Origin of the sequence: Brenneria sp. hezel4-2-4, assembly GCF_013155275.1 — a bacterium.
Classification (GTDB): domain Bacteria; phylum Pseudomonadota; class Gammaproteobacteria; order Enterobacterales; family Enterobacteriaceae; genus Brenneria.
On record NZ_JABJXS010000003.1, the window covers coordinates 409,539 to 423,055 of the forward strand.

Annotated in this window: 16 protein-coding genes and 1 riboswitch; of the genes, 2 read left to right on the top strand and 14 right to left on the bottom strand. The window is 53.6% G+C overall.

Annotated features, from left to right (window positions below; genetic code table 11):
- Nucleotides 1-114: 114 nt before the first annotated feature.
- A complete protein-coding gene (locus HOY33_RS08600; protein ID WP_172289799.1) occupies nt 115-810 on the bottom strand; it encodes an aspartate/glutamate racemase family protein in 696 nt (231 codons plus the stop codon).
- 227 nt (nt 811-1,037) lie between these two features.
- Between HOY33_RS08600 and cspE the strand changes: the two genes are divergently transcribed.
- A complete protein-coding gene (gene cspE, locus HOY33_RS08605; protein WP_009113827.1) occupies nt 1,038-1,247 on the top strand; it encodes a transcription antiterminator/RNA stability regulator CspE in 210 nt (69 codons plus the stop codon).
- Between the two features lie 152 nt (nt 1,248-1,399).
- Here the strand turns inward: cspE and crcB are convergent, their stop codons facing one another.
- Complete coding sequence (gene crcB / locus HOY33_RS08610; protein ID WP_172289800.1) at nt 1,400-1,780, bottom strand: fluoride efflux transporter CrcB; 381 nt, start codon at nt 1,778-1,780, stop codon at nt 1,400-1,402.
- A gap of 70 nt (nt 1,781-1,850) precedes the next feature.
- Nucleotides 1,851-1,911: riboswitch (Fluoride riboswitch) on the bottom strand.
- 214 nt (nt 1,912-2,125) lie between these two features.
- Here crcB and tatE point away from each other — a divergent pair.
- Nucleotides 2,126-2,332 (top strand): twin-arginine translocase subunit TatE, encoded by a 207-nt coding sequence (gene tatE / locus HOY33_RS08615; protein ID WP_172289801.1) that lies wholly within the window; start codon nt 2,126-2,128, stop codon nt 2,330-2,332.
- A gap of 81 nt (nt 2,333-2,413) precedes the next feature.
- Here the strand turns inward: tatE and lipA are convergent, their stop codons facing one another.
- The 12 genes from lipA to lptE all read right to left on the bottom strand — a co-directional run bounded on the left by lipA (nt 2,414) and on the right by lptE (nt 13,511).
- Complete coding sequence (lipA, locus tag HOY33_RS08620; protein ID WP_172289802.1) at nt 2,414-3,379, bottom strand: lipoyl synthase; 966 nt, start codon at nt 3,377-3,379, stop codon at nt 2,414-2,416.
- 214 nt (nt 3,380-3,593) lie between these two features.
- On the bottom strand, nt 3,594-4,277 hold the full coding sequence (lipB, locus tag HOY33_RS08625) for a lipoyl(octanoyl) transferase LipB (RefSeq protein WP_172289803.1): 684 nt from the start codon (nt 4,275-4,277) through the stop codon (nt 3,594-3,596).
- A gap of 27 nt (nt 4,278-4,304) precedes the next feature.
- Nucleotides 4,305-4,568: a DUF493 family protein YbeD gene (gene ybeD, locus HOY33_RS08630; protein ID WP_172289804.1), complete on the bottom strand. Its 264-nt coding sequence runs from the start codon at nt 4,566-4,568 to the stop codon at nt 4,305-4,307.
- Between the two features lie 110 nt (nt 4,569-4,678).
- Nucleotides 4,679-5,890, bottom strand: a complete 1,212-nt coding sequence (gene dacA / locus HOY33_RS08635) for a D-alanyl-D-alanine carboxypeptidase DacA (RefSeq protein ID WP_172289805.1) — start codon at nt 5,888-5,890, stop codon at nt 4,679-4,681.
- Nucleotides 5,891-6,118: 228 nt separating this feature from the next.
- Nucleotides 6,119-7,204: an endolytic peptidoglycan transglycosylase RlpA gene (rlpA, locus tag HOY33_RS08640; protein ID WP_172289806.1), complete on the bottom strand. Its 1,086-nt coding sequence runs from the start codon at nt 7,202-7,204 to the stop codon at nt 6,119-6,121.
- Between the two features lie 13 nt (nt 7,205-7,217).
- On the bottom strand, nt 7,218-8,330 hold the full coding sequence (mrdB, locus tag HOY33_RS08645; protein WP_172289807.1) for a peptidoglycan glycosyltransferase MrdB: 1,113 nt from the start codon (nt 8,328-8,330) through the stop codon (nt 7,218-7,220).
- A 9-nt stretch (nt 8,331-8,339) separates the two neighbouring features.
- Complete coding sequence (gene mrdA / locus HOY33_RS08650) at nt 8,340-10,244, bottom strand: peptidoglycan DD-transpeptidase MrdA (protein ID WP_172289808.1); 1,905 nt, start codon at nt 10,242-10,244, stop codon at nt 8,340-8,342.
- 35 nt (nt 10,245-10,279) lie between these two features.
- Complete coding sequence (rlmH, locus tag HOY33_RS08655; RefSeq protein ID WP_172289809.1) at nt 10,280-10,750, bottom strand: 23S rRNA (pseudouridine(1915)-N(3))-methyltransferase RlmH; 471 nt, start codon at nt 10,748-10,750, stop codon at nt 10,280-10,282.
- Nucleotide 10,751: 1 nt separating this feature from the next.
- Nucleotides 10,752-11,069, bottom strand: a complete 318-nt coding sequence (gene rsfS, locus HOY33_RS08660; RefSeq protein WP_172289810.1) for a ribosome silencing factor — start codon at nt 11,067-11,069, stop codon at nt 10,752-10,754.
- A 171-nt stretch (nt 11,070-11,240) separates the two neighbouring features.
- Nucleotides 11,241-11,930, bottom strand: coding sequence for a nicotinate-nucleotide adenylyltransferase (nadD, locus tag HOY33_RS08665; RefSeq protein WP_172289811.1), 690 nt, complete (start codon nt 11,928-11,930; stop codon nt 11,241-11,243).
- Nucleotides 11,902-12,954 (bottom strand): DNA polymerase III subunit delta, encoded by a 1,053-nt coding sequence (gene holA / locus HOY33_RS08670; RefSeq protein WP_172289812.1) that lies wholly within the window; start codon nt 12,952-12,954, stop codon nt 11,902-11,904. Before holA ends, nadD begins: the two co-directional genes overlap by 29 nt.
- Complete coding sequence (lptE, locus tag HOY33_RS08675; protein ID WP_172289813.1) at nt 12,951-13,511, bottom strand: LPS assembly lipoprotein LptE; 561 nt, start codon at nt 13,509-13,511, stop codon at nt 12,951-12,953. The genes holA and lptE overlap by 4 nt, the downstream gene beginning before the upstream one ends.
- Nucleotides 13,512-13,517 lie beyond the last annotated feature (6 nt).

The window sequence follows — 13,517 nt, forward strand, 5'->3', positions numbered from 1 at the left end:
ATAAAGCAGTTACCCACCGGGAGCTGCTTTTTTCTTTGCGTAAAATGAGGAAACCTGAGTAAATAAAAGAGGCTATTATTTTTTCGCAAGGAATTTTAATTTAACTGTTTGTTATTAAATGGCTAATGCATATTTGGCCGCGGCCAGCGCATGTAAGACTCCGGAGTCGAAAAGAGGAACATTGGCATCCTCTGCGCTCAATAATAATGGTATTTCCGTACAACCGAGAATCACGCCGCCGGCGCCTTGTTGCTCAAGCCGCTGGATGATTTCCCGGTATTTCCGGCGCGATCCGGGATCAATTTTTCCCTGGCACAACTCTTCGAAAATAATGCGGTTTATCGTCTCTCTTGCCGGTTTGTCAGGGGTGATAACCTCGATACCATAGCGGTCATGGATTCTTTGCCGGTAAAAATCCTGCTCCATGGTGTAGCGGGTTCCCAGCAAACCGACTTTTCTTATCCCCTGCTTATCTATGTATTCTCCGGTTGCGTCGGCAATGTGTAAAAGAGGAAGCCGGCTGACCGTCTCTACGGTATCAGCAACCTTATGCATGGTGTTGGTGCAGATGACGATAGCCTCTGCGCCCGCATTGCCTAAGCCAATGGCGATATCTGACAACACCTGGGCGGCCTGTTTCCAATCCCCCCGCGACTGAAGCTGTTCGATATCGTGAAAATCGACGCTGTGCAGAATGAGTTTGGCCGAGTGCAGTCCGCCGAGCTGATTTTTGACGTATTCATTGATGGTGCGGTAGTAAGGGATCGTCGATTCCCAACTCATTCCCCCGATAAGCCCTAATGTTTTCATCACCGTTCTCCTTGAGCAAGGGATACCATAAAAAGTAATGGGTTAGGGCTCAACGTACCAGACTGAGATATGGATCGCGTTAAAATTTGTCTGCTCAGCATTCAGACACCTTTTTTTAGCGATTTTTATCACTTTTTACCCATCTTAAACTGGACAAACGGCCAATCTATTGCTGTACTGTACCTGACACAGATTTTGTGTCTTTCATTCATGTAAAGGTAAGTTTGATGTCTAAGATTAAAGGTAGCGTTAAGTGGTTTAACGAGTCCAAAGGATTCGGTTTCATTACTCCTGAAGATGGTAGCAAAGACGTATTTGTACATTTCTCTGCCATCCAGAGCAATGGATTCAAAACTCTGGCTGAAGGTCAGCGCGTAGAGTTTGAAATCACCAGCGGTGCGAAAGGGCCGTCTGCTGCTAACGTTATCGCTATTTAATTATACCGATTTCTTGAAAAACCCACCTTATGGTGGGTTTTTTTTATGGGAGCAGGAACCACTCTATGGGCCGCTTTCAGTGATGTTCAAGATCGTTCCCGGCATTTTTTCTCCCGGTCAGTTATCCTGACTTCCCCGGTTTTTCATCATACCTAATGCGTTGCCGCCCAGGCGACCAGCATGAAGGCGAGTGCGGTCATTAATAAAGACCCGGCCAGGTTGAGCAATATGTGAATGCCTGCGGCAGCAAAATGCCCGCTTTGCAGAAACATGACCACTTCAGCTGAAAAGGTCGAAAACGTGGTTAAACCGCCGCATAGCCCGGTAGTAATCAGCATTTTCCAGTGTTGGTCGAGAGGATGGCGCAGGAAAAAAGCCAGGGCGCCGCCGATAATAAATGCACCCAGCAAGTTGGCTAATAGCGTTCCTATCGGCAGGGCGGGGTAAACACCATTCAATCGCATGCCTAGCTGCCAGCGAGCAACGCTGCCGACGCCACCGCCAATAAATACCGCGAGTAACGTACTAAACATAGACACCTTTTGTTAACAGTGAATCGGAGTAACTCGGAGAGAGGGAACCACAACGCTACGCCTCCTTCGGGGATGCGCAGACATCATTAGCCAAATGGCGGTTATGGAGGAATATCATCTCCTTTGTTGGCAGGGAAAAGTTTACGCCTTTAGCCGATCTTTTTACAGTTTATCTCGCTGTGAAAGTTGTCAGACGATTTTAAGTAAACACGAAAACTCAGGTGCGGCTTGTGCCGGCGTCTTAAATTGTTACAGATGGTGATTGTATTGTTGTCGGTAAGGTTTTACATAGAGAATATTATTTATTCGCTGGCTTATCCGGCATCTGTAATCAGGTAGGTAAGTATGGAAGGTATCAGTATCGCCAAACTGTTGGTCATCGGCGCCTTGATCGTTTTGCTGTTCGGCACCAATAAATTACGCAGCCTGGGAGGCGATCTAGGCGCCGCCATCAAAGGTTTCAAGAAAGCGATGAATGATGACCCAGCCTCCAAGCCCTCTGCCGCTGACGATTCCGCGGCGATGAATGATACACACCGCAAAGAGCCATAATCCGCGGCTGAAAAGCAAACGGACGGTTAATGCCGTCCGTTGGCGATTACCCACGCCCAATATGTAACTAATTATAAGCGCTTATTTGACCTCAATGCCCTTTGCCTGCAAATCCGCATGATAGGAAGAGCGAACAAACGGGCCGCAGGCCGCGTGGGTGAAGCCCATCGCCATGGCTTCGGCTTTCATTTCGTCAAATTCGTCCGGGCTGACATAGCGCTGCACCGGCAGGTGATGGCGGCTTGGTTGCAGATATTGCCCCAGCGTCAGCATGGTCACGCCGTGGCGGCGCAGATCGCGCATCACCTCGACAATCTCGGCGTTGGTTTCACCCAGGCCGACCATAAGTCCGGATTTTGTCGGGATAGTGGGATGCGCGTTCTTGAAGTTTTCCAGCAGCTTCAACGACCATTCGTAATTGGCGCCGGGGCGAACCTGACGATAAACGCGCGGTACGTTTTCGAGGTTGTGATTGAATACGTCCGGCGGCGTCGCCGTCAAAATATCCAATGCCCGATCCATTCGGCCGCGGAAGTCCGGCACCAGCGTTTCAATACGGATTTGCGGATTCTTACGGCGAATGGCGCTGATACAGTCGGCAAAATGCTGGGCGCCGCCGTCACGCAGGTCATCACGGTCGACCGAGGTGATCACCACATAGCGCAGCCCCATATCATGGATGGTTTGCGCCAGCTTTTCCGGCTCGTTGGCGTCCGGCGTGAGCGGCCGGCCGTGGGCGACGTCGCAAAACGGGCAACGCCGGGTGCAGATGGCGCCCAGAATCATAAATGTGGCCGTGCCGTGGTTAAAACATTCCGCCAGATTCGGGCAGGAGGCTTCTTCGCAAACCGAGTGCAGCCCGTTTTTACGCATCGCGGCTTTAATGCCCTGAATACGGCTGGAGTCCGCCGGGAGTTTGATTCTCATCCATTCAGGTTTGCGCAGTATCTCCTGACGTTCAGTCACCACGGTACGCACCGGAATTAGCGCCATTTTATCGGCATCGCGGTATTTTACGCCGCGTTCGATCTGAATCGGTTTACTCATGTTTGCGTAAGTTCCAGTTCTGACTCGTTTTTTGAATAAAACTCAAAGGGTTATATTTTTAGTTAAACTTTTTTTTAATAAACTCTCAAAATTATATCATCTTGCCCAACCACAATCAGCTGTTGAGCAATCAAAATGAAGAAATTATGTAAATAAAATGTGAGTAGTGATCGCTACGGCGATATTCCGTACCGGGGAGCAACAAGACATGCCTTCATTGCGGGCGCGGGTCGCCGTTTGCGGCCATATCCCAGTTAAGCCAATCATGCTGTTGATAACCCAGTAATTGCAGGAACATGTTAACCAGCACCGGTGCGGTGTCTTCAAGGGTGACGCCGGGAACCAGGTCGCTTATCTGGGTCATCTGCATTCCGGCATAACCACAGGGATTGATGCGCTGGAAAGGAGACAAATCCATGGCGATATTCAGCGCCAAACCGTGAAAAGAACAGCCTTTACGAATACGCAAGCCCAGCGAGCAGATTTTACGTTCGCCGACATAAACCCCCGGCGCGTCGGTTCGGGCGTGGGCGTCGATTTGAAAATGGGCCAGCGTGTTGACGACTGTCTCTTCTATCGCGGTCACTAACTGCCGGACGCCCAGCTTACGTCGTTTTAAATCGACCAGAACGTACATCACCTGCTGACCCGGCCCGTGATAGGTGACCTGACCGCCCCGGTCGCTCTGTATGACGGGAATATCTCCGGGCATCAAAACATGTTCCGATTTGCCTGCCTGACCTTGGGTGAATACCGGATGATGTTGAACCAGCCAGATTTCATCCAACGTTTTATCATCGCGCAGATCGGTGAATTTATGCATCGCCAGCGAAACCGGCTCATAAGGTTGTACGCTGAATTGGCGTACGACGATCTTATCCTGTAGCAAGCGTGTCATCTTCAGGTTAAGGAAAGATGCGGAAAATTATAACACCATCCGTACGATTTCAATATTGCCAAGCTCTTCATACAACGTTTCCACCTGCTCAATATGGGTAGCATTAATGGTGATGGAAACGGAATGATAATTGCCTTTGCTGCTGGGTTTGATCTGCGGCGTGTAATCGCCGGGCGCGTGACGCTGCACCACTTCAACCACCAGATCGGCCAACTCGGGTTTTGCTAATCCCATAACCTTGTAAGTAAAAGGGCAGGGGAATTCGAGCAGTTCGTTTAATTTGGTTTTCATCTGCGCTCCAGAGTGAAAAAGGAATGGTATAAATTAAACTCCCGCCTGAAAGAGCGGGAGTGGATGTCTTCCTATCTTATATGGGGGCCGTTCGTCCCCATACAAGGGGATTAGCCGAACCAGTGGTGGAACATCAGCTTGATGTAGTCAACCATGCGGCTGAAAATACCGCCTTCTTTGACTTCATTCATCACTACCAATGGCCGCTGGTCTATGGTTTTGCCGTCCAACTGGAAGTTGATCGCGCCAACCACCTGATTTTTGCTCAGCGGCGCGTGCAGTTCGGTGGTGGTCAGTACATAGCTGGCTTTCAGATCTTTCATTCGGCCGCGGGGAATGGTCAGATACACATCTTTTTCCACACCGAGTGCAACGCGGTCGCTGTCGCCAAACCAGACGGGTTCCGAGGCGAACTCTTTACCGGTTTTCAGCGGTGCGACGGTTTCGAAGAAACGGAAACCCCAGGTGAGCAATTTCTTGCTTTCGGTTTCGCGCCCCTTAAAGGTACGCCCGCCCATGACCGTTGAAATCAGCCGCATCTGGCCTTCAGTCGCGGAGGCGACCAGGTTATAACCGGCAGATGAGGTATGACCGGTTTTAATGCCGTCAACATTCAGACTGCTGTCCCACAGCAAACCATTGCGGTTGGTCTGGCGGATATTGTTGAAGGTAAATTCCTTTTCTTTATAGGTCGCGTATTCTTCCGGCACGTCACGGATTAATGCCTGGCCGATCAGCGCCATATCACGCGCCGAACTGAACTGCCCCGGCGCATCCAAGCCATGTACGGTTTCAAAATGCGTATTTTGCAGGCCAAGCGCTTTTACGTAGCCGTTCATCAAATTAACGAACGTATCCTGACTGCCGGCCACATAGTCGGCCATCGCCACGCAGGCATCATTACCGGACTGTAGAATGATGCCGCGGTTCAGCTGCGAAACCGGCACGCGATCGCCCGGCTTCAGAAACATCAGCGACGAACCCTGAAAAACCGGGTTGCCGGTGGCCCAGGCATCCTTGCCGACGGTAACAATATCGTTGGGCGTGATTTTCCCTGACTTTATCGCCTGACCGATGACGTAGCTGGTCATCATTTTGGTCAGGCTGGCCGGATCGCGGCGTGCGTCGGCGTTCATTTCAGCCAGCACTTTCCCGGAGTTGTAATCAATCAGGATGTAGGATTCCGCATCAATTTGCGGCACGCCGGGGATCATCGTTTTAAGATTGATGTCGTCGGCATAAACAAAGGAAGACGCACTAACGGCGAGCAAAGCGCCAAACGCAGTGCGTTTAGTAAAACGAGACGTGTTTACAGTATTCATGATTGGAACAACAACATCCGTGGGTATGAGTTAAAAACGAGCCACACTATAGCAGATGAGAAATAGGCCGGCACCAGACATTACGTTACGCGATTTTGCAAAAAGGTCGCTGTGCTTGATATCACAGCGTCCCTTTGTACCCGTGATGACTTATGGCGACGTTACCGATGATCGGGGCCATCGCCATTCGGCGCAAGGAGCATGCTTATCAGGGGGGATCTCCCCTGGCTATAACGTGCCGGGCGCCGCGGTAATAAAGGATTGCTGCTGAGCTTCGACTGACAAACGTTGTTGAAGTTCAACCGCTTGCTGACGATTCTGGAATGGCCCCAGTTGGATGCGATATAACCCGTTATTGCTGGTGACGTTGCCCGTTACGTGAAAGCGTTCGCGCAGACTGCGCAACCACTCCTGCGCCCGCTGTTGATCGCTGAGCGCGCCAACCTGCACCACATAGCGTCCATCGGCCGTTGAGGCGGCGGGCGTCGACGCAGGCGAGTCAGTCGCGGCCGATGGCGCCGCAACGGGTGACGGCGTGGTTTCGATCACGCCGGCGGGAAGCGCGGAGGGGGCGCCCAGGAAACCGCCGCTGCGGGGTGAGGGACTGCTCTGCGGCAGCGTGTCGTCGGCCGGCGCGCTCAAGGTACTGTTGCTGACGGGCTGGATCGCGCCCGCCGCAGGCATGGTGCTTTCCATCATCGGCGTGCCGAGGCCGCTGGCGCCGAAGCTGGGGCGTTCGGGCAACGCGAAACTTTGCTTGGCGACGGTAGTGCCGATGGTGCCGGGGCCGGACAGCGTACCGTCCGGCGCAACGTTGATGAAATCAACCTTAACTTTGGTATTGTTGGAAATGTTCAAGCGATCGCCGGCGGCTTTAGACAGATCGATGATCCTGCCCGGCGTATACGGCCCGCGATCGTTCACTCTAACCACCAGACGGCGGCCGTTGCTGAGGTTGGTGACGCGAACATAGCTGGGCAAAGGCAGCGTAGGATGGGCGGCCGTGATGGCGTTGGGATCGAACACTTCGCCAATAGCCGTCTGATTACCGCTGGCCTCTTCGCCATACCAGGTCGCCAGACCGGTTTCACTGAAGTTTTGCGGATTTTTTATGACCTTATAAGTCCTGCCTTTGACGGTGTAGTCTTGCAATGTGCCCTGATTATAGGGTTCATAACGCGGCTCGGCGCCGCCGATTTCTTCAACGGGGCCGCTGTATACGTCACTGACAGGGGGCGTCGTCCGCTGTTCCGTGACGGTACAGGCCGAGAGCGTCAGGGTTACGACGCCAATCCAAAGCCAATCCTTACGCATTGCTCACCTCGGTTTATAAGTTCTTGGATAGCATCTTGCGGTGAGTATGTATCGACATCACGATACCAAATCCCGCCATTAAGACGACAAGCGCCGAACCGCCGTAGCTGACCAGCGGCAAGGGTACGCCAACAACCGGCAGAATACCGCTGACCATCCCGATATTGACGAAAACATAGACGAACAGAATCAGCATCAGTCCGCCAACCATCACCCGACCGAATGAGGTCTGGGCGTTAGCCGCAATAACCAAACCGCGCATAATCAGAAACAGGTACATCGCCAACAGGATCAGTACGCCGATTAACCCTAACTCTTCCGCCAGCACGGCGAAGATAAAGTCGGTATGGCGCTCCGGCAGAAACTCCAACTGCGATTGTGTGCCATGCAGCCAGCCTTTGCCAGACAAACCGCCGGAACCAATCGCGATCTTCGACTGTATAATATGATAGCCCGCTCCCAGCGGATCGCTCTCCGGATCCAGCAACATCATCACCCGCGCTTGCTGGTAGTCGTGCATCAGGAAGAACCACAGGATAGGAATAAAAGCGGCAAGCAACAGAACCGCGATGCCGATTAACCGCCAGCTCATCCCGGCGAGGAACAGAACAAACAGCCCCGAGGCGGCGATGAGAATGGAGGTGCCTAAATCCGGCTGCGCCGCGACCAGCAGCGTCGGGGTAAAAATAATCACCAGCGCGATGCCGGTATTTTTGAGCGAGGGCGGGCACATATCGCGGTTGATAAAGCGGGCGACCATCAGCGGAACCGCAATTTTGGCGATTTCCGAAGGCTGAAAACGTACAAATCCCAGATCCAGCCAGCGTTGGGCCCCTTTACTGATTTGACCGAAAATATCCACCAGCAACAACAGGATAACGCAGACGACGTACAGGTAAGGCGCCCACCCTTCATAAACCCGCGGCGGGATTTGCGCCATGATCGCCATGACAATCAACCCCAGCACGATCTGAACAATTTTGCGCTCCATCATGTCGACATCCTGACCGCTGGCGCTCCACATAACAAATAGGCTATAGCCCAGCAATGCCAGGATGCAGAGGAGGAAAGGAAAGTCGATATGGATTTTCGTCCAGATCGAGCCTTTTTGTTGGTTATCCGTCATGAATGTCTGTTACTCGCTCTCGCTGCCCGGCGGCGCCGGCGGCGCGGTCGGTAATTCGGTATTGTTATCGCCTAACAGAATATGGTCAAGGATCTGTCGGGTGATGGTGCCGACCGTGGGGCCGGCGCCGCCGTTTTCCAGGATGATCGATACCGCGACCTTTGGACTGTCATAGGGCGCGAAAGCCACCATCAGCTTATGGTCGCGCAAGTGTTCGGCAATCTTGTGCGCATTGTAGGTTTCATTTTCTTTCAGGCCGAAAACCTGCGCGGTGCCGGACTTGGCCGCAATCTTGTAAGGCGCGCTGTCAAAACTTTTATGCGCCGTGCCATTCGGGCGGTTAGCCACGCCGTACATGCCGTCTTTGGCGATTTCCCAGAAACCGGAATGGATATCGCCAATCTGTTGATGCTCAGGCTGACGGTAAGGAATAATCGTCCCGTTTTCTCTGGTGCTGTGAAGCAGGTGCGGCGTTTTCACCTGTCCGTCATTAATCAGGGTGGTCAGCGATTTGTTCATCTGCATCGGCGTCGCCGTCCAGTACCCTTGCCCAATTCCCACCGGGATCGTATCGCCCTGATACCAGGGCTTCTTGAAGCGTCGGAGTTTCCATTCGCGCGTCGGCATGTTGCCGGCGCTTTCTTCAGAGATATCAATACCGGTTTTTTCACCGTAACCGAATTTATTCATCCATTCCGACAGACGATCGATACCCATGTCATAGGCGACCTGATAAAAATAGGTATCCGCCGATTCTTCCAGCGCCTTGGTCAGATTAAGCCGCCCGTGGCCCCATTTTTTCCAGTCACGAAAACGCTTTTCCGAACCCGGCAATTGCCACCAGCCCGGATCGAACAGCGTGGTGTTGGGGGTGATAACCCCGGCGGTTAAGGCTGAAACGGCAATATAGGGTTTTACCGTGGAGGCCGGCGGATACACCCCTTGCGTCGCCCGGTTGATCAGCGGGCGGTTAGGATCGTTGCGCAACTGGTTATAGTCTTTGCTGGATATGCCGTCCACGAACAGGTTGGGATCATAGCTGGGCGTGGAAACCAGCGCGAGAATACCGCCGTCGCGCGGATCGGTGACGATGACGGCGGCGCGGCTGCCTTCCAGCAGTTTTTCGATATAAATTTGCAGGTTCAGGTCGAGCGTCAGATAAATATCTCTTCCCGCCTGCGGCGGCTGTTCATGCAACTGGCGAATCACCCGGCCGCGGTTATTGACCTCGACTTCTTCATAGCCGGGTTTGCCGTGCAGCAAATCTTCGTAATGACGCTCGATGCCCAATTTGCCGATATCGTGGGTGGCGGCGTAATCAGCGATTTTTTCTTCTTTATTCAGCCGTTCGACGTCTTTATCGTTAATTTTCGAAACATAGCCGATAACATGGGTCAGCGCGGAGCCATAGGGGTAATAGCGGCGCTGATAGCCTTTGATTTCCACGCCGGGAAAGCGGTATTGATTAACCGCAAAGCGGGCGACCTGAATATCATCCAGACCGGTTTTAACCGGAATTGAGGTAAAGCGGCGCGAACGCTTGCGTTCTTTTTCAAAGCTCTCCAGATCCTCATCGCTCAGATCGATGATAGGTTTCAGCGCCGCCAGCGTTTCCTGAAGGTTATCCACCTTTTCCGGCACCAGTTCTAACTGGTAGATCGTTCGGTTCAGCGCCAGCGGAATGCCGTTGCGGTCGTGGATAATGCCGCGACTGGGCGCGATCGGCACCAGTTTGATACGGTTTTCATTGGATCGGGTACGGTAGTCATCGACGCGTAAAACTTGCAGATGATAGAGATTGGCGAGCAATACGCCGGAAAGCAGCAAAATGCCCAGAAACGCCACCAGCGCGCGGCGCACGAATAGGGCGGACTCCGCCGTATAATCACGAAAGGGTTTGCGTTCTATTTTCATCCCGCGGTTTATTTCACGTGTTTCATCGTAGCGCCTTACTCCCGATGGTAAGGATGATTGGTGGTAATGCTCCAGGCCCGATACAGACTTTCCGCCACCAGTACGCGTACCAGCGGATGAGGCAACGTCAAGGGCGACAGCGACCAGCTTTGTTCCGCCGCCGCTTTGCATTCAGGCGCCAGCCCTTCAGGGCCGCCGATTAATAGACTGACGTCGCGCCCGTCCTGTTTCCAGCGTTCCAGTTGCTGGGCCAACTGCGGGGTTTCCCACGGTGTGCCGGGGATATCCAGCGTCACAATACGGTTGCCTTTACCCACGGCCGCCAGCATTTGTTCACCTTCGCGTTCCAGAATGCGTTTGATGTCCGCATTCTTGCCCCGTTTGCCGGCCGGAATTTCGGTCAGTTCGAATGGCATATCTTTGGGAAAGCGGCGGAGATAATCGGTGAAGCCTGTCTGCACCCAATCCGGCATTTTGGTGCCGACGGCGACCAGTTGCAGTTTCATGCTAGCCCCAAAGCTTTTCCAGTTCGTATAACTGACGGCTCTCTTCCTGCATCACATGAACCATCACGTCACCCAGATCGACCACCACCCAGTCGGCGACATTTTCGCCTTCCACGCCAAACGGGATCAATCCGGCCGCTCGCGACGCCTGCACCACATGGTCGGCAATGGACGCGACGTGGCGGGTGGAGGTGCCGGTACAGATGATCATATAGTCGGTGATACTGGATTTACCCTGCACGTTCAGTGCAACGATATCCTGACCTTTTAAATCGTCTATCTTATCAATAACGAAATCTTGGAGTGCTTGGCCTTGCAAAGGTTCCCCCTCGATGGCTGCCCATCAACGTTGATGGACGCTTATTGCGCTGAATTAGGTATAGAAAGACCATTTTTCGCCGCATAATTGCAGATATTAACGGTTTTTCCCGTGATTGAAACCAGCGGCGGAGTATATCACGCAGTTCTGATGAGTGGTATAAAGCTGTGGCTACCGGTATAGCCCGTGCTCATTGATGTAGCGTAACACCGCCGGGGGCAACAGATCGCCGCAGTCGAGGCCTTGCTGTCGTCGCTGGCGTATTTCTGTGGCGGAAATAGCCACCAATGGCGTGTCGGCTAAAAAGATCAGTCCGTGGGGGCGTTGGTGCAGGGCGCGGGTGTCCTGCGTCAGGTGGGCTTCCAGCCATTGCTGTAACGCTGGCGTCGCCAGTTCCGAACGGTAGCCCGGGCGGGCGCAAACCAGCAGATGGCAAACGTTGAGGATATCTTGCCAGCGGTGCCATTGATGCAGCGTCTGTAACGAATCCTGTCCGATGATAAACGCCAACAGCGCGGCATTTCCTTGCTCGGCGCGCAGCGCTTCCAGCGTATCGATGGTGTATGACGGCTGCTGGCGCCGTAACTCCCGGTCGTCCACGCTAAACAGCGGATTGGCTTCAACCGCCAGTTCAACCATGCGTTGCCGCTGTTGCGGGCTGGCTTCGGGTTGCGGCCGGTGAGGCGGCACATTGTTCGGCAGCAAAACGATCTGGTTCAGCCCGACAATTTTCGCCAGCGCGCTAACCGGTTGAAGGTGTCCGTAATGAATGGGATCGAACGTTCCCCCGAAAAATGCGGTCAGAGAAGCGGGACCGGCTTGTTTACCTAAATCATTTGGGGTGGTCAAACGCGTTAACATCCAACAGGCTCTCCGGTAAGTCTTTTCCGCACAATATCATGGAGAGCGTTTCCAGCTCAGGCCAGACAGACTGACCATAGTTCTGTTTCAAGGTAATTTCCAGTTTAGCCAGCAGGCCGATGGCCTGCTGCAACTGCGCCATGCTTAACCGTTGCAGCGCCTGAGTTAATAAATCTCTGCGGTTTTGCCAGACTTTGTGCTGATCGAACAGCGCCCGCAGCGGCGCGTTCGTCATTTTCCTTTTTAGCGTAAGCAGCAACAGCAGTTCCCGCTGTATCGTTCGCAGCAGGATAACCGGTTCGCAGTCTTCTTGCCTGAGCTGATGCAAAATGTGCCAGGCGCGCTTGGCTTTGCCCGCCAGCAACGCATCGAGCCAGTGGTAAGGGGTAAAGTGCGCCGCGTCGTTGACCGCGTGCTCCACGCGGGGCAGGGTGAGCTTGCCGTCGGGATAAAGCAGCGCCAGGCGCTCCAGCGCTTGCGTCAACGCCAGAAGATTACCCTCATAGCAATAACAGATGAGCTGGCTTGCCGGTTCGTCCAGATCCAGCTTCATGGATTTGGCGCGGTTAGCCACCCAGCGCGGCAACTGCGCCTGCTCCGGAGTAAGGCAGTTCACATAAACGCAGTCCTGCGACAAGGCTTTGAACCAGGCGCTGTTTTCCTGCGCCTTGGTCAGCTTGTGACCGCGCAGCATCAGTAAGATATCCTGATGCAATAAACCAGACAGTTTGATCAGATTTTCAGCCATCGCGGCGTTAGGGCCGTTTTCAGGCAATGTCAGCAACAGCGTCTGACGGGTGGCGAACAGGCTAAGGGCCTGACAGGCGCTGAAGATCGCTTCCCAGTCGGTGTGAACGTCCAGCGTGAAACTAAAGTGTTCGCTGAACGCCTGCTGCTGAGCCGCTCGCCGAATGCCGTCCAGGCTTTCCTGCAACAAAAGGGGGTCGTTGCCGCAGATCAGATAACACGCGCGCAACCCCTCATGGAGTTGCGCGGCGAGTTGTTCCGGGTAAAGCCGAATCATGGACGCGCGGATGGCGGGGTGACGGCTGCCGCCGTGTGCGACTGCCGGTTTTTGATTTCTTCGCTGCCGTTAATAGTCAGCAGCTTGCGCACCAACTGGGTTGCCGCCTGCTCACGCATTTCCTGCCGGATAATATCCTGCTCGGCGTCTTTCGCCAGTGCGGTTAACGGGTTATCGAAGAATGTACGGAATACCGTTACGCTGAGCGGATAGATATCTTCATCCGGCATCAGCACCTGCGCTCTGAGCACCAATACCATTTGGTATTCCGCCGTTTTCCCATCCTGGAAAATCGAGACGGTGTCTTTGTTTTCCGAGGCGTTCAGGATCCGCAACGAGGGAATATCCTGCCGTGCGGCATCCGCAACGATGGTCACGTCGTTGAGACGCAACTGTTCACGCACCGCGCGGGTTAACGGGCCGTACGGGTCGCTGCTGTCCAGCACCAGCGTTTGTAGCTGCGCAGGCACTTGTGTCGTGCCGCGCAGATGGAAACCGCAACCGGCGGTGGCTAACACCGCCAGCCCCAGCAACAACGTGAATAGACGATGTCGCACAGCTCC